Genomic DNA, 23,659 nt, shown 5'->3' on the forward strand with positions numbered 1-23,659 from the left:
AGGGACAGTGCACCCAGTCACACTCATACGCAAGCCCCTAGTCTGACAACGTTGCCTTTCCGTGAGGAGCCACGTGACAGTCCGCCGCCCGACGATGCGTGACGTCGCGGCGCGCGCCGAGGTCAGCTTCAAGACCGTGTCGCGCGTGGTCAACGAGGAGGGCGGCGTCTCGCCGCAGCTGGAGTCGCGCGTCCGCAAGGCGATCGACGAGCTGGACTTCCGCCCGAACGCCGGCGCGCGCAACCTGCGCCGCTCCGACAACCGGACGGCCGCGATCGGGCTGCTGCTGGAGGACGTCGCCAACCCGTTCTCGGCCGCAGTGCAGCGGGCCGTCGAGGACGAGGCGGTGCCGCGTGGGGTCGTCGTGTTCAGCGCGAGCCTCGACGAGGACCCGGCCCGGGAGCGGGCGCTGGCGCGCGAGTTCAGCGCGCGGCACGCCGACGGGCTCCTGCTCGCCCCGGCCGGCGACGACCAGTCGCACCTCGCCGCCGAGCTGCGCGCCGGCACGGCGATCGTCTGCGTCGATCGCGCTGCGACGAACCTGCCGGTCGACTCCGTGGTCGCGACCAACACCATCGGCGCGGGCGAGGGCGTGCGCCACCTCCTGGCGTCGGGTCACCGCCGCATCGCCTACCTCGGCGATCGCTCGACCATCGCCACCGCGCGCGAGCGGTTCGCCGGCTACGAGCAGGCGCTCGAGGCGTCCGGGCTGGTCGTGGACCCGCGGCTGGTCGTGCACGACATCCGCGACGCCGGCACGGCCGATGGTGTCGTCACCTCGCTGATGGCCGGCGCCGACCCGCCGACCGCGTTCTTCACCGCTCAGAACATGATCACGATCGGCGCGTTCAGGGCGCTGCGGAGGCTCGGGCTCGAACACGCCGTCGCGCTCGTCGGGTTCGACGACTTCCTGCTGGCCGACCTGCTCTCGCCGGGCATCACCGTCGTCGCGCAGGACCCGGTCGCGATCGGGCGGCTGGCCGCCGAGCTGCTGTTCGACCGCATCGCCGGCGCGTCCGGCCCGCCGCAGACGCGTCTGGTGCCGACGACGCTCGTCCGCCGCGGGTCCGGCGAGCTGCCGCCGCACTGAAAGTTCCCCACCGTTTTGCCGACCTGCACACCCTTCGGGGTCTGCGGATAGGCAAAACGGTGGGGAAGTTCGGGCGTGCGATCGTGGGGGCGTGCCGGTGCGCCCGATCGAGCTGCAGCTGCGCGAGCTGGCCCCGCTCGTGCTCAGCGCGCTGCTGCGTCGGACCGGCGATTTCGGTGCCGCGGAGGACGCCGTGCAGGAGGCGCTGGTCGCGGCGGCGTTGCAATGGCCGGAGGAAGGGCCTCCGGACAACCCGCGCGGCTGGCTGATCACGGTCGCGTCGCGGCGGATGGCCGACCAGTACCGCAGCGACACCGCGCGGCAGCGCCGGGAGGCCGAGGCCGCGACGCAGCTCGTCGAGACCGATCTGGTCGCGCCACCCGTGGACGCCGAGCCCGTCTCCGGGCCGGCCGGCGACGACTCGCTGACGCTGCTCTTCCTCTGCTGCCACCCCGACCTGCCGGCGTCGTCGCAGGTCCCGCTCACGCTGCGGGCCGTCGGTGGGCTCACGACCCGGGAGATCGCGGCCGCGTTCCTGGTGCCGGAGGCGACGATGGCGCAGCGGATCAGCAGGGCGAAGTCACGGATCAAGGGCACCGGTTTCCCGCCCCCGCAGGAGCGGGCCGAGCGGCTGGTGGCGGTGCTGCACGTGCTGTACCTGATCTTCAACGAGGGCTACACCGCCACCGAGGGCGCGGAGCTCCAGCGTGCGGAGCTGGCCGTCGAGGCGATCCGGATCACCCGGCAGCTGCACCGGACGATGCCGGAGCACGGTGAGGTCGCCGGTCTGCTCGCGCTCATGCTGCTGACCGACGCACGGCGCCCGGCCCGCACGGCCGCCGACGGCTCGCTCGTCCCGCTCGCCGAGCAGGACCGCTCGCTGTGGCGGGCCGACGCGATCGCAGAGGGCACCGCGCTGCTCGACGCCACGATCTCGCACGCCGAGCTCGGGCCGTACCAGCTGCAGGCCGCGATCGCCGCGGTGCACAGCGGGGCCGCGCGTGCCGAGGACACCGACTGGCCCCAGATCGCCGCGCTGTACCGGCTGCTGCGGCACCTCGCGCCCGGCCCGATGGTCGCGCTGAACCATGCCGTCGCCGTCGCGATGGTGGAGGGCCCGCAGGCGGGACTGCGGATGCTCGCCGACGCCGAACGCGACGAGCGGCTGGCCCGCAGCCACCGGGTCGACGCCGTGCGGGCGCACCTGCAGGAGCAGGCCGGCGACCCGGCCACGGCCGCCGCCTCGTACCTGGCGGCGGCGCGCAAGGCGACGAGCCTCCCGGAGCGGCGCTACCTGGAACGGAAGGCCGCCGCGCTGCAGGTGTGACGCGCGCGACGCTGGCGTTCACGCCCACGTCAAGGTTTACCGTCGGTGGTATGCGGATCGGGGAGCTGGGGCGCCGCGCGGGGTTGACCACCCGCGCCCTGCGGCACTACGAGGACCTCGGCCTGCTCACCGCGAGACGCCGGGCCAACGGGTATCGCGAGTACGACGAGTCCGACCTGGCGATGGTCGCCGAGATCCGCTCGCTCGTCGGGCTCGGGTTCACGCTGGAGGAGACCAGGCCGTTCGTCGAGTGCCTCCGCTCCGGCCACCCGACCGGATCGAGCTGCCCCGACTCGCGCGCCGTGCACCGGAAGAAGATCGCCGAGGTCGACGCGTGGATCGCCCGCTTGCACGACGTCCGCGACGAGCTCACGAGCGCGCAGCCGCGTTGCGCGTTCACCGTCACCACCGAGGAGACCCCGTGATCGTCACCGTCACCGATGCCACGTTCGACGAGCTGGTGCTGCGCGCCGAGCTGCCCGTGCTGCTGGACTTCACCGCCGAGTGGTGCCCGCCGTGCCGCATGATCACCCCGGTGCTCCGCGAGATCGCCGTCGAGCAGGCCGGACGGCTCGTCGTCGCGCAGATCGACGCCGACACGAACCCGGAGACCATGCGCGCCAGCGGCGTTCTCGGGCTGCCGACGATGAACCTCTACCGCGGCGGGGTGGTCGTCGCCCAGGTCGTGGGGGCGCGGCCGAAGGCGGCGCTCATGAAGGCGGTCGAGGCGCACCTTCCGGCTGCGGTTCGCTGACGGAACGCATCAGCCACGGCGCCTTCCACGCGCCGAAGAGCACCGCCGTCACCAGCTGCGGGCCGGCGAGCAGCATCGTCCACGTCCAGCTGGTGCCGACGATCAGCAGCACGGTGCCGAACAGCGCGACGGCAGCGCCGCTGAGCACCGCGGCCGCCAGCCGGGACTGCCAGCGCCGGCGCCACGTCACCGGGGCGAGGCTCCCGAGCGCGAGGCCGATGGGCACTCCGAGCACGGCGCCCGCGAACCCGCCGACCGGCGCGGCGATCACGCCGTAGACCAGCCCGACGCCCAGGACGGTCCCGATGTCGAGCCCGTCCGTCGACGTCACCTCGGCGCTGATCCCGAAGAACAGCACGGCTAGAACGCCCGACACCGCTCCAGCCGCGGCGCCGAGCAGGACCGTCTTCCCGACGACGTCGCCGAAGGCGGGCTGCGATGGTTCCGGCACCGCCCCAGGATGACCCCTGCGCGGCGACACCGGAACCGTAGATCTACGCGTGCGAAACTTCCCCACCGTTTTGGGTGGATGCGCGCCAAAACGGCGCGCAAGTGCCCAAAACGGTGGGGAAGTCGGGGACGTCGGGGGCGGTCCGTCGAGTTCCGTGTGACACGTTCAGCCTGATCAGCGGTTGATCCGAGCATCGAACACGTGTTCGACTATGGGTATGGGCTGGAACAACCCGGACGTACCGTGGTCGGTGCTGGAGGCCGCGCTCTCCGGGCGGCCGCGCGACGGTTCCAGCCTCACCGGCGGGCCGGAGTTCGACGGCGGCGACAGCCCGGCGTGGTCGCGCAAGCGCGAGCCCTACGTCCCGCCGCAGCTGCGCGAACCGGCCGAGCGCGTGCCGTACGCCGAGCTGCACTGCCACTCCAACTACAGCTTCCTCGACGGCGCGAGCCACCCGGAGGAGCTGGTGGAGACGGCGTTCCGGCTGGGGCTGGAGGCCATCGCGCTCACCGACCACGACGGCATGTACGGGGTGGTGCGCTTCGCGGAGGCGGCGGCCGAGCTGGGCGTGCGCACGGTGTTCGGCTCGGAGCTCTCGCTCGGGCTTACCGCGCCGCAGAACGGCGTCGCCGACCCCGAAGGCAGCCACCTGTTGTTGCTCGCCCGCGACCCCGACGGCTACCGCGCGCTGTGCCGCACCATCAGCGCCGCGCAGCTGCGCGGGCGGGAGAAGGGCCGCCCGGTCTACGACGTCGACGAGGTCGTCGCCGACACCGCGGGCCAGGTGCTGGTGCTCACCGGCTGCCGCAAGGGCGCCGTCCAGCAGGCGTTGCACACCGGCGGCCGCGCCGCTGCGGGCAAGGAGCTGCGCTGGCTGGTCGAGCGGTTCGGCGCGGAGCACGTCGCCGTCGAGCTGACCCACACCGGCCTGCCGACCGACACCGAACGCAACGACGCGCTCGCCGAGATCGCCGCCGAGATCGGCGTGCCCACCGTCGCGAGCACCGCGGCGCACTACGCGACCCCGGCGCGGTACCCGCTGGCCACGGCGCTGGCCGCAGTGCGGGCGCGGCGCAGCCTCGACGACGCCGACGGCTGGCTGCCCCCGGCCGGTGCGGCGCACCTGCGTTCCGGCGCCGAGATGGCGGCGCGGTTCGAGGAGCGCTACCCCGGCGCGGTCGAGCGCGCGGCCCGGTTCGGTCGCGAATGCGCGTTCCCGATCAAGCTGGTGGCGCCCGACCTGCCGCCGTTCCGGGTGCCGCCGGGGCACGACGAGGCGAGCTGGCTGCGTGAGCTGGTGCAGCGCGGGGTCGCCGTGCGCTACGGGAGCCACGCCGAGTACCCGGAGGCCGTCGAGACGGTCAACCGCGAGCTGACGATCATCGAGGGCAAGAACTTCCCCGGCTACTTCCTGATCGTCCACGACATCGTCCAGTTCTGCCGCCGCTCCGACATCCTCTGCCAGGGCCGGGGCTCCGCGGCCAACTCCGCGGTCTGCTTCGCGCTCGGCATCACCAATGTCGACGCCGTGAGCATGGGGCTGCTGTTCGAACGGTTCCTCTCGCCGGCCCGCGAGGGCTACCCGGACATCGACCTGGACATCGAGTCGGGCCGGCGCGAGGAAGTGATCCAGTACGTCTACGCGACGCACGGGCGCGGGCGGGCCGCCCAGGTGGCGAACGTGATCACGTACCGGCCGCGGTCGGCGATCCGCGACATCGCGAAGGCGTTCGGCTTCTCGCAGGGGCAGCAGGACGCGTGGAGCAGGCAGATCGAGCGGTGGAGCGCGATCGACCCGCAGGCCACACCCGCGGGGATGCCGCAGCAGGTCGTCGACCTCGCCGAGGAGCTGATGGGCTTCCCGCGCCACCTCGGCATCCACTCGGGCGGCATGGTGATCTGCGACCGGCCCGTCTCCGAGGTCGTGCCGGTCGAGTGGGCGCGGATGGAGGGCCGCACGGTCGTCCAGTGGGACAAGGACGATTGCGCCGCCGCCGGGCTGGTGAAGTTCGACCTGCTCGGCCTCGGCATGCTCACCGCGCTGCACCTGATGATCGACCTGGTCGCCGAGCACCACGGGCGGGTCGTCGAGCTGCACGACCTGCAGCCGACCGACCCCACCGTCTACGCGATGCTCAGCCGCGCCGACTCGATCGGCGTCTTTCAGGTGGAGTCGCGCGCGCAGATGGCGACGCTGCCGCGGCTGAAACCGCAGAACTTCTACGACCTCGTCGTCGAGATCGCACTGATCCGTCCCGGCCCGATCCAGGGCGGCTCCGTGCACCCCTACATCCGCCGCCGCACCGGGCTGGAGGAATGGAAGCACGACCACCCGCTGCTCAAGAACGCGCTGGACAAGACGCTGGGCGTGCCGCTGTTCCAGGAGCAGCTGATGCAGATCGCCGTCGACGTCGCCGGGTTCACCGCGGCCGACGCCGACGAGCTGCGCAGGGCGATGGGTTCCAAGCGCTCCACCGAGAAGATGGAGAAGCTGCGCAGCCGGTTCTTCGAGGGGATGGCGGCCAACGGGATCGACGGCGAGGTCGCGGAGAGCATCTTCCACAAGATGCTGGCCTTCGCGAACTTCGGCTTCCCCGAGAGCCACGCGATCAGCTTCGCGTCGCTCGTGTACTGGAGCGCGTGGTTCAAGCTCAACCACGCCGCCGCGTTCTGCGCGGCGCTGCTCAACTCGCAGCCGATGGGGTTCTACTCGCCGCAGTCGCTGGTCGCCGACGCGCGCCGGCACGGCGTGCTCGTCCGCGGCCCCGACGTCAACAACGGCCGCTCCGAGGCGATCCTGCAGCCCGACCCGCGCAGCACCGGGGGGCAGGCGGTCCGGCTGGGGCTGGCCGAGGTGCGTGGGATCGGGATCGAGCTGGCCGAGCAGATCGACGACGAACGCGAGCGCGGCGGCCCGTACCGCGACCTCGGCGACCTCGCCATGCGCACCCGGCTCACCGTTCCGCAGGCGGAGGCGCTGGCCACGGCAGGCGCGTTCGGTTGCTTCGGCGTCGACCGGCGCTCCGCGCTCTGGGCGGCCGGGGTGGTCGCCGCGGTGCGTCCCGACCAGCTGCCCGGCAGCGCCGTCGGCCTCGACGCGCCCGCGCTGCCAGGGCTGACCGAGGCCGAGGTCACCGTCGCCGACGTCTGGGCGACCGGCGTCTCACCCGACAGCCACCCGATGGAACACATCCGCGAGCGCCTCGACCGGCTCGGCGCCGTGCGGATCGACCGGCTCGACGGCATCGGACGGCGGGCCGCCGACGGCACGAAGTGGGACCCGTACGACGCGGAACAACGCCCGCCACGTGTTCTCGTCGGCGGGTTGGTGACGCACCGGCAACGCCCCGCGACCGCACGCGGCGTCACGTTCGTGAACCTGGAGGACGAGAGCGGGATGCTCAACGTCACCTGCTCCGAGGGCCTGTGGGCGCGCTACCGCACCGTCGCCGTCGGCAGCGCGGCGCTGCTGGTGCGGGGCCGGCTGGAACGCAGCCCGGAGGGGGTCCTCAACCTGGTGGCCGACCAGCTGCAACGACTGCCGCTCACGGTGGCGGTGAAAGCGCGCAACTTCCGGTGAAGGCAGGAGCTGCCAGTGCGTGGTGCGCACGCAAGGGCAGGAAAGCCACTTTCAGGCCCTGCAGGGGCAGGAAAGTGGCTTTCCTGCCCTCCGGGATCATGGGTGCGGAGCCGGCGTCAGAGGTGCTCGTGGACGACGAAGGGTCCGCCCGCGGCGTACGTGTCGTACTCCACCGCCGTCACGGGCCCGACGGCGGCGCAGCGGGTGCGGCCGCATTCGCACGCGAACGGGAAGGTCGGCGCGTCCGGCAGGCCCACGGCGGCACTCCACAGCTGACCCTGCCGGCTGGCGACCCCGTTCTCGAACCGGCGCTGCGTGCTGAGCGACGGCCCGGCGTCCAACCGCGGAGAGGTGCGCAACGCTGGGCCGAGCGGCGCCTCCACAGCGGTGCCGATGGCGGTCCAGTCCGGCGACGCCGGCACGTCGACGACCGGCTGCCCAGCGGCCAGCGCCTGCGTCCTCGTGCGATCGGCCAGCACGGCGTCGCGGCCCAGCAGCGCGGCCAGCCGAGCGCGGTCGGCGTCGACCGGCACCGCGGCCAGGCGTTCCGCGCGGGCGTTGCGGGTCTGGGCGGGGTCGGGTACCAGCCACACCCCGCGGCCGGTCGGGAGTTCGCCGCTGAACGTCGGCAGCAGCTGTGGCCCCTCCACGAGAGCCGGGACGGCGCCCAGCTCCCGGGCGCGGACATCCTCGACGACGAGCGCGAGCCGTCGAGCGGCATCGGCCTCGAAGCTGTCGGCCGCCCGCGTCGCACCCGCGGCCAGCTCGTCGTCGAGCCCGGCCGTGGGCGGCAGACGTCCGGCGTGGTCGTAGGCCCAGAGATCCACCGGGTGCAGCGGCAGGTCGTACGCCCTGCTGATCTTCCACGCGAGCGTCGATTTGCCCGCTCCCGGCGCGCCCCCGATCCAGATCATCGGTGGCCACGGCACGCTGTTCGACGTCACCGGGCGGATGCTGCCGGGTCGGCCCTCCCGGTAGTTCTTCCGGCCCGCTCTCGCTCGAAGAGGCGCAGCACGCTCCTGCGGACCGCGGCCGATGCCTCGTCCGCCGGCATCCGCCCCGCCGCAACCTCGGCGCCGGCCGCGTGGCCGAGGGCGGCGGTTGCGGCGAGCAGCCACTCGGGTGAGGCGTCGGGATCGAACTCGCCGCTCGACTGCCCGCGTCGGATCAGCCGGAGCAGAAGGTCGAAGACCGGCTCGTGCAGCTCGTCGGACTCGGTGGCGCTCATGGTGGTTGCCGCCGGGCTGAGCAGCAGCGGATAGCGATCGAAAGACTGCCACCCGGTTTCCAGTAGCCGCACCAGTGCGGCGGTGGCGGGACCGTCGTCCAGCTCGGCCGCCGCCAAGGCGGTCATCGTCTCCTCGGTGATCCGCCTCATCACGGCGGCGAGCAGGGCCTCGCGGGTGGGGAAGTGGGCGTAGACGGTCTGCCGGCTCACCCCGGCGGCCGCCGCGACCTGCTCCACCCCGGCGTCGGGTGCTTGGCCGAGCACGTCGGCCGCCGCATCGAGTATCGCGGCGGCGTTGCGTTCTGCGTCGGCGCGGCGCCTGTTCCTGGACATGCTTGTCAAGGTTAGCGGCAACGGTTAACTTTGACAGTACTGTCAAAGTTTGGAGATGTCATGGGGCCACGACCAGGCCAGGACCTCGCCGGATACCTCGTCAGCTACCCCGAGGAGATGGCGTTCAGCGACGACGACCCGGCCGAGGTGCTCGACCGCTACCACACCCCCGACCTGGAATGGGTCAACGACGGCATGCTCATGGACCGGCCGCGGCTGATCGCGCACGCGCGGCCGGTGCGCAAGAACGCGCGCAGCGTCCGCATCGAGGTGCACGACACGGTGGCCGATGGCGACCGGGTCGCCGCACGGTTCACGGTGCACGCGCAGATGCGGAAAGGCGCCCCGCTGACCATCGACGTCCACTTCTTCGGCCGGCTCGCACCGGACGGGCGGCTGTGCCACATCGACCAGATCACCCGCACGAACCGGGCCTCGGCCGAGTGATAGAGATGTGGTGTGGACGACGACAGCGAGTACCTCGGCCTCGATCTCTCGGACGTGACGGCGGGAGACGGGCCGTGGGTGCGTCGCCGCTTCGTCCGCTGCGACTTCCGTGACGCCGACCTGCGCAACCTCGTCACCGACGCGTGCACGTTCGAGGACTGCGACCTCAGCGGTGTCGACCTCGGCCGCTCCAGCCACCGCGGCACGGCCTTCCGCAGCTGCACGATCCGCAACGCGACGCTGGGCGGTTCGACGTTGCACAGCTGCTCGCTGCTGGGCACCAGCCTCATCGACTGCGGGCTGCGCCCGATCGTCCTGACCGAGTGCGACCTCACGCTCGCCGGCCTCGGCCGCGCGAACCTTCGCGACACCGACCTCTCCGGGCTGCGCCTCCGCGAGGCCAACCTCGTCGAGGCGGACCTGCGTGGTGTCGATCTGCGCAGGGCCGACCTCACGGGCGCGCGCCTGCAGGGCGCCAAGCTGGAGCGCGCCGACCTGCGCGGCGCCCGGATCGACCCGAACGGGCTGGTGCAGGCGCGGATGGCGGGCGCCACCGTCGACCCGGAACAGGCGTTGGCGTTCGCAGCGGCGCACGGGCTCACGGTGGCCTGACGCCGGGCACCTGCAGGGTGGTCGTGCACAGGTTGGCAACCCGGTGCACAGGTTCCAACTTGTGCACGAGGCCATCAACCTGTGCACGGGCGGCCCCTCACCGCGGGGCCGGGTCGTGGCCAGCGGGTCGCCTGCGAGTATGGGCACCGTGACGGCGACGGTGATGGACGGCAAGGCGACGCTGAACGAGATCCTCGGCGACCTCTCCGGTCGGGTGGAGAAGCTGAAGGCCGCGGGTGTGACGCCCGGGCTCGGCACGGTGCTGGTGGGCGACGACCCCGGTTCGCACTCCTACGTGCGCGGGAAGCACCGCGACTGCGCGAAGGTGGGGATCACGTCGATCCAGCGCGAGCTGCCGGCCGACGCGTCGCAGGCCGACGTCGAGCGGGTGATCGACGAGCTGAACGCCGATCCGACCTGCACCGGTTACATCGTCCAGTTGCCGCTGCCGCGCGGGTTGGATGCGGGTGCCGCGTTGGAGCGGGTCGATCCCGCGAAGGACGCCGACGGGCTGCACCCGGTCAACCTGGGGCGGCTCGTGCTGGGTGAGCCGGCGCCTCTGCCGTGCACGCCGCGCGGGATCGTCGAGCTCTGCGCTCGCTACGGCGTCGAGCTCGCGGGTGCTCGCGTGACGGTCGTCGGGCGTGGGGTGACGGTCGGCCGGCCGCTCGGCCTGCTGCTGACGCGGCGCAGCGAGAACGCGACCGTGACGTTGTGCCACACCGGGACGAAGGACCTCGCGGCCGAGGTGTCCCGGGCGGACGTGGTGATCGCCGCGGCCGGGGTGCAGGGGCTGATCACGGCCGACATGGTGCGGCCCGGTGCCGCGGTGCTCGACGTCGGTGTGACGCGCACCGAGCTGGGGCTGGTCGGTGACGTCTCGCCGGAGGTCGCGGAGGTCGCCGGCCTGCTCGCTCCGATGCCGGGCGGTGTGGGCCCGATGACCCGCGGGATGCTCTTGACGAACGTGGTGGAAGCTGCCGAACGGAGCTTGTTGGAGTGAGCATCGACACCGAACGGAGTCTCACGGGGTGAGCATGGCCGATTTCCGTTCCCGGTTGCCGGTGAACGTGCCGATCGCGTTGGTGGCGGTGATCGTCGCGAGCGGGTTGGTGCGTGTGCTCATGCAGCACTGGCGCGAGGGTGCGGCGTTGATCGGTGGCGCGATGCTGGTGGCCGCGGTGCTGCGGATGGTGCTGCCCGACGACCGGGTCGGGTTGCTCGCGATCCGCAGCAAGGCGATCGACGTGCTCTGCTACAGCGGGTTCGGGGTGATGATGATCGTGCTGGCGGTGACGATCACGCGCGGGTTGCAGCTCGCCACGTAACGTCCGGTGGGTGCGACTCACCGCTCTCCGCCGCGCCGATCTCGATCCCGAGCAGCTTGCGCTGTTCACGAGCATCGGCGCGAGCCGTGATCTGGAGGGGGACACGCTCCCCGGCCCGTTCGACGGCATGCTTCGCGCGCCGCGATCCGGTGCCGCGCTGGCCGGGCTCGGAGCCGCGCTGCGGTACGAGGGCGTGCTCACCGACAGGGTCCGGGAGATCGTGATCCTGCAGGTGGCGGCGCACCATCGCAGCGCCTTCGAGTGGTACGCCCATGCGCCGATCGCCGAGGCGCTCGGCGTCGACCCGGCTGTGCTCGACGCCATCCGCACCGGCGGATCCGTGTCGCTCACCGACCACGTCGAGGCCGCGGCTGCGTTCGCGGCCGCCGAGCTGATCGCGAGCGGCGACCTCACCGACGGCACGTGGGAGCAGGCGGTCGTGGCGCTGGGCGAGGCCGGCGTCGTCGAGCTGATCACCCTCGTCGGCTACTACGGGTTGCTCGCCGTGCAGATGCGCGTGTTGAGGGTTGCGCCGCCGGCAGGTGCCGTGAAGGTCGAGTTCGGTGCACCATCGGGTGCATGACCGATGAGGCACGCTCCCGGCAGATCGTGGACACGCTGGTAGAGGCGTTCTCCGACCTGATGACCGCCAATCCGGCCGCGTTCCGGACGAAGTTCCGGAAGATGGCGGCCGACCCGTTCGCGTTCTACCGCGGCAGCGCATGCCTCTTCTACGCCGACGTCGCCGACCGCGAGGACCCGTGGGCGGACGAGCGCACGAGCCGCGTGTGGATCCAGGGCGACCTGCACGCCGAGAACTTCGGCACGTACATGGACGGCGACGGCGTGCTGATCTTCGACGTGAACGACTTCGACGAGGCGTACGTCGGGCACTTCACGTGGGACGTCCAGCGGTTCGCCGCCAGCCTCGCGCTCCTCGGTTGGCGCAAGGCGATCTCCGACGACGACATCTCGCTGCTCGTCGAGCGGTACGTCCGCGCCTACATCGACCAGGTGCGCTGGTTCGTCGAGCAGTCCGACGACCGCAGCTTCTCGCTGCGCCTGGGCACGACCGACGGCGTGATCCACCAGGTGCTGCAGGGCGCGCGGCTGCGCACGCGGGTCGGCCTGCTCGACGAGATCACCGAGACCGAGGGCTTCGACCGGGTGCTGCGCGACGTGCCGGGGCTGCGCAGGCTGGAGGACGACGAGCGGGCGAAGGTGCTCGACGCGTTCGAGCGCTACATCGAGTCGATCCCCGAGTCCAAGCGCTACCGCGGTGTCACCTACACCGTGAAGGACATCGCGGGGCGTTCCGGGTTCGGCATCGGCAGCGCCGGGTTGCCCGCGTACACCGTGCTGATCGAGGGGTTCAACGAAGCGCTCGACAACGACGTCGTGCTCTCCATGAAGCAGGGCAACGTCGCGGCTCCGACGAGGGTCGTGACCGACCCTGCGATCGCCGCGCAGTTCCACCACCACGGGCACCGCACGGTGATCTCGCAGCGAGCGCTGCAGGCGCACGCGCCGCGGCTGCTCGGCTGGACCGACCTCGACGGCGTCGGGTACGTGGTCGCCGAGGTGTCGCCGTACGAGGCGGACCTCGACTGGACGGAGCTGACCGAGCCGGCTCAGATCGCACCCGTCGTCGAGAACCTCGGCCGCGCGACCGCGAAGGTGCACTGCGTCGCCGACGCCGATGCCGACCACTCACTCGTCCCCTTCCAGACGGAGGAGGCGATCACGGCCGTCATCGGCGGCCGCGACGACGAGTTCGTGGCGTGGGTGACGGACTTCGCGCACACCTACGCCGCGCAGGTGCGCACCGACCACGCGCTCTTCGTCGAGGCGTTCCGCAACGGCGCGATCCCCGGGGTGGCGGCGACCGCCTCGGAGTAGCGGCCGCGGAGTAGCGCCGGCGGCTCGGGGAGGGCAGGAAAGCCACTTTCCTGCCCTGTGAGGGCCGGAAAGTGGCTTTGCTGCCCTCACGTGCGCACCCCCGGCCAGCCACCGCACCCCGTGCCGGCCACGGGGTCGCTCGTGCACAGGTTCGCCTCCCGGTGCACAGGTTGGAACTCGTGCACGGAGGCACCAACCTGTGCACGAGCACCTCCCGGTTGCCCGGGCCCCGGCCAGCACGGATTCACGTCCCTCGTGGCACCCGAAGGCCGTGGCGGACTTCCTGACCCACCTACGCCGGCCGCGAGCTCGCGTACAGGGTCCGGACGAGGTCCTCGATCGACGGCTCGTCGACCGTCACGTCGCGCAGCTCGACCCGCCGCGCGACCTCGGCGATCAGCTCGGCGGCCGACGTGCCGGCGCCGAACGCCAGCCGTTGCCGCATGCCCTGCGCCTCGACCTGCACGTCGACGACACCGGTGAGGCCGGCGAGCGCCTCCGCGGGTGCGGTCAGCTCGACGACGAGCGTCCGGTTGCCGGCGAAGCGCCGCCGCAGCGTCGAGAGCTCGTCGTCGACGAGCACCCGGCCGTGGTCGATCACGACGACCCGCCTGCAGAGCCGCTCGACGTCGGGCAGGTCGTGCGTGGTGAGCAGCAGCGTGACCTCGCCGCGCGCGTTGACCGCCGAGAGGAAGGAGCGCAGCCGCTCCTTGCTGGCGAGGTCGAGCCCGATCGTCGGCTCGTCGAGCACCAGCAGCTCGGGGGAGTGCAGCAGCGCGGCGGTCACCTCGCCGCGCATCCGCTGCCCGAGCGAGAGCTGGCGCACCGGCGTGCGCAGGAACGAGGTCATGTCCAGCAGCTCGACGCACTCCTCGAGCCGCTCCTCGTAGCGCGCCGCCGGCACCTTGTGGATGGCGCCGTGCAGGTCGAAGCTCTCCTCCAGCGGCAGGTCCCACCACAGCTGGCTGCGCTGCCCGAAGACGACGCCGATCCGCTTGCCCAGCTCACGCCGCTCGCGCACCGGGTCGAGCCCGCACACCGACGCCGATCCGGAGGTCGGGACGAGCACACCGGTGAGCATCTTGATCGTGGTCGACTTCCCCGCGCCGTTGGGGCCGAGGAACCCGACCGCCTCACCCGGCGCGACGTTCAGCGTCACGTCGCGGACGGCCACGACCCGCCTGCGGCGCAGGCGCGTGCCGACGAGGAAGTCACGGCGCAGGCCGTCGGTCTCGATGATCATGATCCTGTTCCCTGGTAGTGGCGGATCCCGCTGCGCCAGATCAACCCGGCCACGAGGATCGCGGCCGCAGCGGCGAGTGGAGAGGCGTAGCGGAGCGCCTCCGGCAGCCCGAGGGGGTCGGGCCGGTCGAGCAGCGCGAGCGTCGGGAAGTACGCGACGAACGCGCTGGGCACTGCGAAGCACATGAAACCGCGCAGCCACGGGCCGAACATCGTGATCGGGTAGGCGGTGGAGAAGTTCGAGCCGTAGGTGAACGCGTTCGCGAACTCCCTCGCGTCGACCAGCCAGAACGAGATCGCGTTGGTGGCCACCCAGATCGAGCCGAGGATCAGCGCGCCGAAGATCGGGGCGAGCACCGCGATGAGCACGTGCAGCGGCGTCCACTCGACGTCCACGTGCCCGACCGCCCAGGCCATCACGCACGCCCCCACGAGCAGCCGCCCGAGCCTGCGCAGCTCGACGTCGGCCGTCAGCACCTGCGCGAGCGTGTTGAGCGGGCGCAGCAGCATGACGTCGAACTCGCCGGTGCGGATGTACTCGGGCAGCTGCTCCACCTGCCCGGCCGTCACGTGCGCGAGCCCGAACGCGATCGACGCCATCCCGTAGATCAACATCACCTCGTCGGGCCGGAACCCGCCGAGCGAGCTGACGGTCGTGAACAGCACGAGGATCACGATCAGCTCGATCATCTGACCGATCGCCTGCCCGAGCACGTCGAGGACGAACGACGTCGGGTAGGCGAGCCGCCCGCGCAGGCGCGAGGCCACGATGCGCTGGTAGACGCGGTCAGCCACCTTGCACCACCAGCTTCTTGGCGCCGGCGCGCAGCATCAGCTTGCACGCGGCGAAGAGCAACACCGACCAGATCGCGGCGTGGCCGAGCAGCGCGACCACGTCGCCGCGCTCGGTGAAGACGTCGATCGGGCTCTGCATGATCGCCGGGAACGGCGTCCACGCGAGCACGGCCTGCGCCCATTGCGGAAACCACGCCAGCGGCACGATGAGCCCGACCACGATCCCGCTCACCGCTCCCCACACCGAGAGCACGCCGTGCGCGTCGAGCATCCAGAACGCCGTCGCGCTCAGCATGAACCTGATCGTGAAGCTCACGACGACGGCCAGCACGATGGAGACGAGGAACAGCAGCCACGTCACCGGCCGCTGCGGCCAGCGGAAGGGGAAGAACACGATCCCGAGCAGCATCGGCGGGATGAACCGCACGACCATGGCGTGCCCGGCCCGGCCCAGGTCGGTGGCCAGCATCGCGGCGGTGAGGTCCCACGGGCGGCCGAGGTCGATCACGACGTCACCGCTGCGGATGCGCTTGGAGAACTCCAGCTCCGGCCAGAGCTGGACGACCGAGAGCAGGCCCTGCCCGAGCCAGACGTAGGTGACTGCGGTGGGGATGTCGTAGCCGGCGACGGTGCCCTGCTGCGCGAGCACGGCGACGAGGACCGCCGCGCGGAGGAAGCCGAAGACGACGTTGGCGGTCAAACCCGCGAAGGCCGCCTGCCGGTAGCTTGCATATCGTCGGAAACCTGCTCTGACCAACTGGGGATAGGGAGCAGACACGTCTATCCACGTTACGGGCGCGCGCAACCGGTTTAAGACCGCCCGGGCCAGGCGTACTCGAACGTGAGGGAGAACGTGCGGGAGATCCATTCCTCGGTCGGCTCACCGGGTGCCGGCCGGGCCGCCGTTGGGGCGACGTCCGTCCGCACCCGCGCGAGCTCAGCGGAGCGATCGGCGGCTGCCTGCAGCGCGCCGGCCTCGAAGGTGAGCTCGCGGACCTCGGCGAACATCCAGGCCGGTCGGAACCCCATGTGCAGGTACGGCAGTTCGTCGGGATCGCCGTTGCCGATCAGCAGCCGTCCGGTGAACGCCGTGGGGACGGCCAGCCCTTCGTAGTGCCATTGCCACGGCTCGATGGCCACCGGTGGCCGGCCACCGAGCCGCGGCGGCGCCTGCTCCGACCCCAGTTCCAGGTCGTGCAGCTCCAACCGCCCGTCGACGACGGCGTACCGGCAGACGTGGCCGCGATAGCAGGCGGTGCTGAAGCACTCCGGTTCGAGGCCGTGCTCGGCCGGAGCGAACAGGCCCGTGCCGTCGACCGCGGTCACCACGAACCACTCCTGCTCGAAGAGCACCTCGTCGGGGATCTGCGACGTCATCATGACCCCGTGCTCTGGTAGCGGCGGATCCCGCTGCGCCACACCAGCGCGGCGGCGGCGATGCAGAGCAGCGCGACCGGCGGCGCGCTGTAGCGCAGCAGCTCGGGCAGGCCCAGCGGGTCGGGCCGGCCCAGCAGCGCGAGCGCGGGGAAGTAGGCGATGAACGCGGATGGCACGGCGAAGCAGAGGATCCTGCGCAGCCACGGCCCGAAGACGGTGATCGGGTACGAGGTGGCGAAGCCGGAGCCGTAGGTGATGCCCCGAGCGACCTCGCTGGAGTCAATCAACCAGAACGACAGTGCGTTGGCCGCGACCCAGATCGAGCCGAGGATCACCGCGCCGAGCAGCGGGGCGGTGATCGCGACGAGCACGGTCACCGGGCTCCACACGATGTTGTTGCTCGCGAGCGCGTAGCCGAGCGCGGCAACCCCGACGACCACCCGGCCGAGCCGTTTCAGCGCGATGTCCGCGGTGAGCAGCTGCGGCAGAGCACGCAACGGGCGCAACAGCATCACGTCGAGCTCGCCGGTGCGGATGAACGTCGGCAGCTCCTCGACCTGCCCGACGGCGAGGTCGGTGAGCGCGAACGCGGTCGCGGCCAGCCCGTAGATCAGCACGACCTCGCTCGCGGTGAACCCGCCCAGCGTCGTGACCTGCGTGAAGATGACCACGATCGTCACCAGCTCGAACGCCTGCCCGATCACCTGCGCCGCGACGTCCAGCGCGAACGACCAGGGATAGGCCAGCTGGCCGCGCACCCGCGAGGCGATGATCCGGGGGTAGACGGTCTCAGCCACCCTGCACCACCAGCCTCCGGGCGCCGCGCGCGAGCACGAGCCGCCCCACGGCGCACAGCACGACCAGCCAGGCCACCTGGTGGCCGAGCACGGCGAGCGCGTCGCCCCGTTCGGTGAACACGTCGATCGGGCTCTGGAAGAGCGCGGGGAACGGCGTCCACCACAGCGCCGCCTGCGCCCACGCCGGGTACCAGGCGATCGGCACGACCAGACCGCTCAGCACACCGGCGGCGATGCCCCACATCGCGATCAGGCCACGGGCCTCGAGCATCCAGAAGGCACTGAGGTTGAGCAGGAACCGGATCCCGAAGCTCACCACGACAGCGAGCACGAGCGACACCGCGAACAGCAGCCAGGTGTGGGCGTGCTCCGGGAAACGGAACGGGAAGAAGATCGCGCCGAAGGCCACCGGTGGCAGCAGCCGGAGCAGCACCGCGACGCCGGCCCGGCCGAGGTCGGCCGCCAGCATCGCGGCCTGCAGGTCCCACGGCCGGCCGAGGTCGATGACGACGTCACCACTGCGGATGCGTCGCGAAAGCTCCTGGTCGCCCCAGATCAGCACGGCGACCAGCAGCCCCTGCCCGACCCATACGTAGGTGAGCGCGGTGGCCAGGTCGTAGCCGCCGACGGTGCCGCGCCCGGCCAGCACAGCGGCCAGCACGGCCGCCCGCAGCAGCCCGAAGAGGATGTTGGTGAACAGCCCGGCGAGCATGGCCTGCCGGTAGGTCGCGTACCGCCGGAACCCCGCCCTGACGAGTTGGGGGTAGGGCCTGAACACGACTGTTCACCCTACACACGAACTTCCCCACCGTTTTGTGTATTTGCGCGCCCACAGAGCGCGCAAGTGCACAAAACGGTGGGGAAGTTCTACGGCGTGTCGGGTGTCAGAACTCCGCGAGCGCCGCGTTGAACGTCGCGCTGGGGCGCATGGCGGCGTCGGCCTTCGCCTTGTCGACGAAGTAGTAGCCGCCGAGGTCGACCGGCTGGCCCTGGACGCCGTTGAGCTCGCCGACGATCGTCGCCTCCTCGGCCTCCAGCCGCTCCGCAAGCGGGCCGAAGGTCTTCGCGAGCTCGGCGTCGTCGGTCTGCGCGGCCAGCGCCTGCGCCCAGTACAGGGCCAGGTAGAAGTGGCTGCCGCGGTTGTCGAGCTCCCCGGCGCGCCGCGACGGCGACTTCCCGTTCTCCAGCAGCTTCCCGGTGGCGTCGTCGAGCGCCTTGCCCAGCAGCGCGGCGCGCGGGTCGGCGCCCTCCTTGCCGGCGAGGAACTCGAGCGAGACGGCCAGCGCGAGGAACTCGCCGAGGGAGTCCCACCGCAGGTGGTTCTCCTTGACCAGCTGCTGCACGTGCTTGGGCGCCGAACCACCCGCGCCGGTCTCGAACAGGCCGCCGCCGTTCATCAGCGGGACGATCGAGAGCATCTTCGCGCTGGTGCCCAGCTCGAGGATGGGGAACAGGTCGGTGAGGTAGTCGCGCAGCACGTTCCCGGTGACGGAGATCGTGTCCTCGCCGGCCTTCGCCCTGGCCAGCGTGTAGCGGGTGGCCTCGGCGACGGGGAGCACCTCGATGGTGAGGCCCTCGGTGTCCTCCTCCGCGAGGTACGCGCGCACCTTCTTGATCAGCTCGGCGTCGTGCGCGCGGGTCTCGTCCAGCCAGAACACCGCCGGCCAGCCGGTGGCCCGGGCGCGCGAGACGGCCAGCTGCACCCAGTTGCGGATCGGGGCGTCCTTGGTCTGGCAGGCCCGCCAGATGTCGCCCGCGGCGACGTCGTGCGAGAGCCGCACCGTGCCGTCCGAGTCGACGACCCGGACGGTGCCGGCCGCGGCGATCTCGAACGTCTTGTCGTGGCTGCCGTACTCCTCGGCCTTCTGCGCCATCAGCCCGACGTTGGGCGTGGTGCCCATGGTGGCCGGGTCGAACGCGCCGTGCTCGCGGCAGAACGCGACCGTCTCGGCGTAGAGCGCCGCGTACGACGAGTCGGGGACGACGTACTTCGTGTCCTGCAGCTCGCCCTTGCTGTTCCACATCTGCCCCGACGAGCGGATCGCCGCCGGCATCGAGGCGTCGATGATCACGTCGCTGGGCACGTGCAGGTTCGTGATGCCGCGGTCGGAGTCGACCATCGCGAGCGAGGGGCCGCTCTCGTAGGTGGCGGCGATGGCCTTCTCGATGGCCTCGCGCTTCTCTACGGGCAGCTTCTCCAGCGCGGACAGGACGCTGGCGAGCCCGTCGTTCGGGTCGGCGTCGACGGCGGCGAGGTCGGCGCCGAACTCGGCGAACACGCCGGCGAAGTACTGCTTCACCGCGTGCCCGAAGATGATCGGGTCGGAGACCTTCATCATCGTCGCCTTCAGGTGCACCGAGAACAGCACACCCTTCGCGGCGGCGTCGGCGACCTGCTCGGCGAGGAAGGCGTCGAGCGCGCCCTTGCGCATGACGGCGGCGTCGACGACCTCACCGCCGAGCACCTTCAGCTGGTCCTTGAGCACGGTGACCGTGCCGTCGGCCGCGACGTGCTCGATGCGCAGCTGCGTGTCGGCGTCGGCGGTGAACGACATCTCGGAGTGGCGGAAGTCGCCGTCGTCCATCGTGGAGACGTGGGAAGCCGAATCGGTCGACCACGCGCCCATCGAGTGCGGGTGCGCCTTGGCGTAGCCCTTGACCGAGGCGGGTGCGCGCCGGTCGGAGTTGCCCTCGCGCAGGGCCGGGTTGACCGCGGAGCCCTTGACGGCGTCGTAGGCGGCCCGCGCCGCGCGCTCGGCGTCGGTCTGCGGGTCCTCCGGGTAGTCCGGCACGGCGTACCCGGCGCCCTGCAGCTCCTTGATCGCCGCCTTGAGCTGCGGGATCGACGCGCTGATGTTGGGCAGCTTGATGATGTTGGCTTCGGGCGTCTTGGCCAGCTCGGCCAGCTCGGCGAGGGCGTCGGCCACCCGCTGCCCGTCGGTCAGCAGCTCGGGGAACTGCGCCAGGATGCGCCCGGCGAGCGAGATGTCGCGGGTCTCCACATCGACACCCGCCTTGCCGGCGAACGCCTCGATGATCGGCAGGAACGAGTGCGTCGCGAGCGCGGGCGCCTCGTCGGTGTAGGTGTAGATGACCTTCATCGCTGCTTCGGCCCTGCCTCTGGCTCGTGGTCGGGACTGGGAAAGGGGAGCGCGCCGCTCCCGCTCGACACGCTAGTCCGTCCGGGCCCACCGACGCTGCCGGAGCCTGGTCACACGCTGTCGGCGCGGTGTGCGCTCCGCTACGGTGAGTACAACGACTGCCCTTGGAGACGACCTCGATGGCAAAGCTGACCTTCCCCTCGATCACGATGCCGACCGCGTCGACGTTCAAGGGTTGGGCTTTCGTGCTGGTCGCCGGGCTGGCGCTGGCCCTGCTCGCGGTGATCGACCGCGGCGGCCTCGGCGAGCCGGGCAGCACCGCCGACGGCTCGACGGGCTGCCAGCTGGAGGTCGCCGTCCCCGAGCTGAACATCCGCAGCTCGCCGGCGAACAACGCACCTGTCGTAGAGACGCTCCGGACCGGCGAGAAGGTCGACGGCAGCCGCACGATCACCGACGGGTTCCGCGAGCTGGAGAACGGGCGTTGGGCGTGGAACGCGTACCTGACCCCGATGCCGGGCACCAACTGCGCTTGAGGGATTCTGCCTGCGTGTTGAGGGTGAGCACGGTCAACGTCAACGGCGTGCGCGCCGCGGCGGCCAAAGGGCTCTTCGCGTGGCTCGCGGCCTCCACGGCCGACGTCGTCTGCCTGCAGGAGACCCGCGCCCAGCTCGATGAGCTGCCGGCGGGGCTCTGCGACGGCTGGCACGTGAGCTACGCCCACTGCGAGGGCGCCCGCGGACGCAACGGTGTCGCCGTGCTCTCGCGGCTCGCGCCCGACGCCGTCCGGACCGGGTTCGGGGTCGCCGAGTTCGAGGGCTCCGGCCGCTACCTCGAGGTCGACCTCCCGGGCGTCACGGTCGCGACGCTCTACCTCCCCAACGGCACCGTCGGGACGCCCAAGCAGGACGAGAAGGACCGTTTCCTCGCCGCGTTCGCCCCGTACCTGCAGGAACGCCGCGAGAAGTCGGCCGCGGACGACCGCGAGGTGCTCGTCTGCGGCGACTGGAACATCGCCCCGGCCGAGGCGGACATCCGCAACTGGCGCGGCAACGTCAAGAACTCCGGGTTCCTGCCGCACGAGCGGGCGTGGCTCGCCGAGCTCTTCGCAACCGGCTGGACGGACGTCCTTCGGGCCGTGCACCCCGATGTCGACGCGGGCCCGTACACGTGGTGGTCCTACCGCGGGCGGGCCTTCGACAACGACGCCGGCTGGCGGATCGACCACCAGGTGGCGACCCCCGCGCTCGCGTCGTCCGCCACGACGGCGGTCGTCGAGCGGGCAGCGAACCACGGCGAGCGCTGGTCGGACCACGCACCGGTCACCGTCGAATACGAGGTCGCATGAACCCCGTCAACCCCACCAGGGTCATCGGTGGCCGTTACGTCGTGCTGGCCGAGCTGGGTCGCGGCGGCATGGGCATCGTGTGGCGCGCCGAGGACCGCGTGATCGGCCGGCACGTCGCGGTCAAGGAGCTGCACCTGCCCTCCGGGCTCAGCCCCGACGAGCGCAGGCTCTTCCGCGAGCGGCTGCTGCGCGAGGCGCGCACGGCGGGCCGGCTCAACGACCCCGGCATCGTCACCGTCTACGACGTGGTCACCGACAACGATGTCGACCACATCGTGATGGAGCTGATCGAGGCGCACACGCTCGCCGACATCGTCGCCGCCAACGGCCCGCTCGACGAGCGCACCGCGGCGTCGGTCGGGAAGCAGCTGCTCGACGCGCTGCGCACCGCCCACGAAGCCGGTGTGGTGCACCGCGACGTCAAGCCGTCCAACGTCATGATCGGACCGGGTGGGCGGGTGAAGCTCACCGACTTCGGCATCGCGCAGGCCGCCGACGACCCGCGGCTTACCACAACCGGCTCCATGGTCGGCTCGCCGAGCTACATGGCGCCGGAACGGCTGGACGGCCGGCCGGCCTCGCCCGCGACGGACCTGTGGGCACTCGGCGTGACGCTGTGCTTCGCGGTGCTGGGCGTGAGTCCGTTCATGCGGGAGACGACGGCCGGGACGATCGCGGCCGTGCTGCACGGCGAGGTGCCGAGCCTCCCGGTCCGGGGCCCGCTCGCCGCGGTCGTCAGCGGTCTGATGCAGCGCGACCCGCAGCTGCGGCTCACCGCGGCCCAGGCCAGCGCGATGCTGGCCAACCTGCCGTCGATGTCGCAACAGTTCGCGACGGGCGACACGACCACGCGGGTCGAACCGCCCACGCCGCAGCACGTGCAGCCGGCGCGGCGGAGCCTGCGCTGGCCGCTGGTGGCGCTCGGGGTCGGGCTGGTGCTCGGCGCGCTGATCGGGTTCCTCGTACCGTCGCTGACGGCGGCCCGCGCGCCGGTGGTGCTGACCTACGGCGAGGGCGGGGACGTCCAGGTCTTCAAGGGCCAGGAAGGCTCCTGCTACCAGGGCGCGCTCATGCCTGGCCGGCCCGTCGACACCTACGGCGCCTGCACCGAGGCGCACGACTTCGAGGTCTATGCGGCCCTCAACCCGTTCGGCACGAGCATCCCGCTGGCCTATCCCGGCCGCGAGCAGCTCAGCGACTACGCGACGAGCGCGTGCGGGGTGCTGTTCCGCTCCGATTTCGTCGTCGGCCAGGACAAGGGCAAGCTGACCTTCGCCGCGCTCGTGCCGACGCAGGCGTCGTTCGAGAAGCTGTCGTACTCGAGCTACGGCAGCCGGCCCGTGTATTGCGTCCTGCACACCACCGACGGCACGCTGATCACCGGCACCCGCGTCGCGCAGGCGCCGCAGTGACCGCCGCCGCGCACCGCAACGTCGAGCTGGTGCTCGCCGCGCTCGCCGCGGGCGGCGCCGACCCGGCCCGCGCCGCCCGGATGCAGGTACTCCCCGACGCCGTGACCACCGCGGCCGCTGCCGCCGCGGCGCTGGGCGTCGAGGTGGGGCAGATCGCGAACTCGCTGGTGTTCGCGGCCGACGGCGAACCGCTGCTGGTGATGACGTCGGGCGCGCACCGGGTCGACACCACCAAGGTCGCGGCGCTCATCGGCGCCGGGAAGGTGCGCCGGGCCGACCCGGAGTTCGTCCGCGCCGCGACCGGGCAGACGATCGGCGGCGTCGCGCCCGTCGGCCACCCCGCGCCGCTGCGGACGCTCGTCGACCGGACGCTGGAGCGCTACGACGAGATCTGGGCGGCGGGCGGCATCGCGCACGCCGTGTTCCCGACCACGTTCACGGAGCTGGTCGCCGTGACCGGAGGGGTGCCGGCGGACGTGGCGTGACGCGGCCGGGGCATGTTCCACACCGAGCTTCGTGCGCACCAGTTCCAGCGCCG

At 71.7% G+C, this 23,659-nt stretch carries 25 protein-coding genes; 15 read left to right on the forward strand and 10 right to left on the reverse strand.

Annotation, left to right across the window (positions count from 1 at the left end; all coding sequences use genetic code 11):
• Window positions 1-73 precede the first annotated feature (73 nt).
• From LL648_RS18540 to LL648_RS18555, 4 genes are all read left to right on the forward strand, one after another.
• Entirely contained in the window at window positions 74-1,090 is a 1,017-nt protein-coding gene (locus LL648_RS18540; protein ID WP_232663840.1) for a LacI family DNA-binding transcriptional regulator, read from the forward strand.
• A 91-nt stretch (window positions 1,091-1,181) separates the two neighbouring features.
• Window positions 1,182-2,417, forward strand: coding sequence for an RNA polymerase sigma factor (locus tag LL648_RS18545; RefSeq protein WP_232663841.1), 1,236 nt, complete (start codon window positions 1,182-1,184; stop codon window positions 2,415-2,417).
• A 50-nt stretch (window positions 2,418-2,467) separates the two neighbouring features.
• Window positions 2,468-2,842, forward strand: coding sequence for a MerR family transcriptional regulator (locus LL648_RS18550; protein ID WP_232663842.1), 375 nt, complete (start codon window positions 2,468-2,470; stop codon window positions 2,840-2,842).
• Window positions 2,839-3,171 (forward strand): thioredoxin family protein, encoded by a 333-nt coding sequence (locus LL648_RS18555; RefSeq protein WP_232663843.1) that lies wholly within the window; start codon window positions 2,839-2,841, stop codon window positions 3,169-3,171. The genes LL648_RS18550 and LL648_RS18555 overlap by 4 nt, the downstream gene beginning before the upstream one ends.
• On the opposite strand, the gene LL648_RS18560 is transcribed toward LL648_RS18555, so the two are convergent.
• Window positions 3,128-3,622, reverse strand: coding sequence for a hypothetical protein (locus LL648_RS18560; protein ID WP_232663844.1), 495 nt, complete (start codon window positions 3,620-3,622; stop codon window positions 3,128-3,130). The genes LL648_RS18555 and LL648_RS18560 overlap by 44 nt on opposite strands.
• Window positions 3,623-3,839: 217 nt before the next feature.
• On the opposite strand from LL648_RS18560, the gene LL648_RS18565 reads away from it, so the two are divergent.
• Window positions 3,840-7,202: an error-prone DNA polymerase gene (locus tag LL648_RS18565; RefSeq protein ID WP_232663845.1), complete on the forward strand. Its 3,363-nt coding sequence runs from the start codon at window positions 3,840-3,842 to the stop codon at window positions 7,200-7,202.
• A 116-nt stretch (window positions 7,203-7,318) separates the two neighbouring features.
• On the opposite strand, the gene LL648_RS18570 is transcribed toward LL648_RS18565, so the two are convergent.
• Both LL648_RS18570 and LL648_RS18575 read right to left on the reverse strand, forming a co-directional pair.
• Entirely contained in the window at window positions 7,319-8,146 is an 828-nt protein-coding gene (locus LL648_RS18570) for a hypothetical protein (RefSeq protein ID WP_232663846.1), read from the reverse strand.
• A complete protein-coding gene (locus LL648_RS18575; protein WP_232663847.1) occupies window positions 8,143-8,763 on the reverse strand; it encodes a TetR/AcrR family transcriptional regulator in 621 nt (206 codons plus the stop codon). The genes LL648_RS18570 and LL648_RS18575 overlap by 4 nt, the downstream gene beginning before the upstream one ends.
• 60 nt (window positions 8,764-8,823) lie before the next feature.
• On the opposite strand from LL648_RS18575, the gene LL648_RS18580 reads away from it, so the two are divergent.
• The 6 genes from LL648_RS18580 (at window position 8,824) to LL648_RS18605 (ending at window position 13,049) form a co-directional block, all read left to right on the forward strand.
• The gene (locus LL648_RS18580; RefSeq protein ID WP_232663848.1) at window positions 8,824-9,210 is read left to right on the forward strand and encodes a nuclear transport factor 2 family protein; all 387 of its coding nucleotides are present in this window, start codon (window positions 8,824-8,826) and stop codon (window positions 9,208-9,210) included.
• Window positions 9,211-9,222: 12 nt separating this feature from the next.
• Window positions 9,223-9,822: a pentapeptide repeat-containing protein gene (locus LL648_RS18585; RefSeq protein ID WP_374112069.1), complete on the forward strand. Its 600-nt coding sequence runs from the start codon at window positions 9,223-9,225 to the stop codon at window positions 9,820-9,822.
• Between the two features lie 148 nt (window positions 9,823-9,970).
• Complete coding sequence (locus LL648_RS18590) at window positions 9,971-10,825, forward strand: bifunctional methylenetetrahydrofolate dehydrogenase/methenyltetrahydrofolate cyclohydrolase (protein ID WP_232663849.1); 855 nt, start codon at window positions 9,971-9,973, stop codon at window positions 10,823-10,825.
• Window positions 10,826-10,859: 34 nt separating this feature from the next.
• Complete coding sequence (locus LL648_RS18595; RefSeq protein WP_232663850.1) at window positions 10,860-11,150, forward strand: DUF3017 domain-containing protein; 291 nt, start codon at window positions 10,860-10,862, stop codon at window positions 11,148-11,150.
• Between the two features lie 10 nt (window positions 11,151-11,160).
• Window positions 11,161-11,733, forward strand: coding sequence for a carboxymuconolactone decarboxylase family protein (locus tag LL648_RS18600; RefSeq protein WP_232663851.1), 573 nt, complete (start codon window positions 11,161-11,163; stop codon window positions 11,731-11,733).
• Window positions 11,730-13,049, forward strand: a complete 1,320-nt coding sequence (locus tag LL648_RS18605; protein WP_232663852.1) for a DUF2252 domain-containing protein — start codon at window positions 11,730-11,732, stop codon at window positions 13,047-13,049. Before LL648_RS18600 ends, LL648_RS18605 begins: the two co-directional genes overlap by 4 nt.
• Window positions 13,050-13,341: 292 nt before the next feature.
• Here LL648_RS18605 and LL648_RS18610 read toward each other — a convergent pair whose 3' ends face one another.
• The 7 genes from LL648_RS18610 to LL648_RS18640 all read right to left on the reverse strand — a co-directional run bounded on the left by LL648_RS18610 (window position 13,342) and on the right by LL648_RS18640 (window position 20,361).
• Complete coding sequence (locus LL648_RS18610) at window positions 13,342-14,292, reverse strand: ABC transporter ATP-binding protein (RefSeq protein ID WP_232663853.1); 951 nt, start codon at window positions 14,290-14,292, stop codon at window positions 13,342-13,344.
• The gene (locus LL648_RS18615; protein ID WP_232663854.1) at window positions 14,289-15,086 is read right to left on the reverse strand and encodes an ABC transporter permease; all 798 of its coding nucleotides are present in this window, start codon (window positions 15,084-15,086) and stop codon (window positions 14,289-14,291) included. Before LL648_RS18615 ends, LL648_RS18610 begins: the two co-directional genes overlap by 4 nt.
• A complete protein-coding gene (locus tag LL648_RS18620; RefSeq protein ID WP_232663855.1) occupies window positions 15,079-15,786 on the reverse strand; it encodes an ABC transporter permease in 708 nt (235 codons plus the stop codon). The genes LL648_RS18615 and LL648_RS18620 overlap by 8 nt, the downstream gene beginning before the upstream one ends.
• Window positions 15,787-15,896: 110 nt before the next feature.
• Window positions 15,897-16,466 carry a hypothetical protein gene (locus tag LL648_RS18625; protein ID WP_232663856.1) on the reverse strand — a complete coding sequence of 190 codons (570 nt, stop codon included), beginning with the start codon at window positions 16,464-16,466 and terminating at the stop codon, window positions 15,897-15,899.
• The gene (locus LL648_RS18630; protein WP_232663857.1) at window positions 16,463-17,260 is read right to left on the reverse strand and encodes an ABC transporter permease; all 798 of its coding nucleotides are present in this window, start codon (window positions 17,258-17,260) and stop codon (window positions 16,463-16,465) included. Before LL648_RS18630 ends, LL648_RS18625 begins: the two co-directional genes overlap by 4 nt.
• A complete protein-coding gene (locus tag LL648_RS18635; protein WP_232663858.1) occupies window positions 17,253-18,038 on the reverse strand; it encodes an ABC transporter permease in 786 nt (261 codons plus the stop codon). Before LL648_RS18635 ends, LL648_RS18630 begins: the two co-directional genes overlap by 8 nt.
• A gap of 106 nt (window positions 18,039-18,144) precedes the next feature.
• A complete protein-coding gene (locus tag LL648_RS18640) occupies window positions 18,145-20,361 on the reverse strand; it encodes an NADP-dependent isocitrate dehydrogenase (RefSeq protein WP_232663859.1) in 2,217 nt (738 codons plus the stop codon).
• Window positions 20,362-20,540: 179 nt separating this feature from the next.
• On the opposite strand from LL648_RS18640, the gene LL648_RS18645 reads away from it, so the two are divergent.
• The 4 genes from LL648_RS18645 to LL648_RS18660 are packed head-to-tail and all read left to right on the forward strand — an operon-like array spanning window position 20,541 to window position 23,606.
• The gene (locus LL648_RS18645; protein WP_232663860.1) at window positions 20,541-20,897 is read left to right on the forward strand and encodes a hypothetical protein; all 357 of its coding nucleotides are present in this window, start codon (window positions 20,541-20,543) and stop codon (window positions 20,895-20,897) included.
• A 14-nt stretch (window positions 20,898-20,911) separates the two neighbouring features.
• The gene (locus tag LL648_RS18650; protein ID WP_232663861.1) at window positions 20,912-21,709 is read left to right on the forward strand and encodes an exodeoxyribonuclease III; all 798 of its coding nucleotides are present in this window, start codon (window positions 20,912-20,914) and stop codon (window positions 21,707-21,709) included.
• A complete protein-coding gene (locus LL648_RS18655) occupies window positions 21,706-23,121 on the forward strand; it encodes a serine/threonine-protein kinase (RefSeq protein WP_232663862.1) in 1,416 nt (471 codons plus the stop codon). The genes LL648_RS18650 and LL648_RS18655 overlap by 4 nt, the downstream gene beginning before the upstream one ends.
• A complete protein-coding gene (locus tag LL648_RS18660) occupies window positions 23,118-23,606 on the forward strand; it encodes a YbaK/EbsC family protein (protein ID WP_374112070.1) in 489 nt (162 codons plus the stop codon). The genes LL648_RS18655 and LL648_RS18660 overlap by 4 nt, the downstream gene beginning before the upstream one ends.
• Window positions 23,607-23,659: the final 53 nt, after the last annotated feature.

The sequence above is a fragment of the Pseudonocardia sp. TRM90224 genome (assembly GCF_021245725.1).
GTDB lineage: Bacteria > Actinomycetota > Actinomycetes > Mycobacteriales > Pseudonocardiaceae > Pseudonocardia.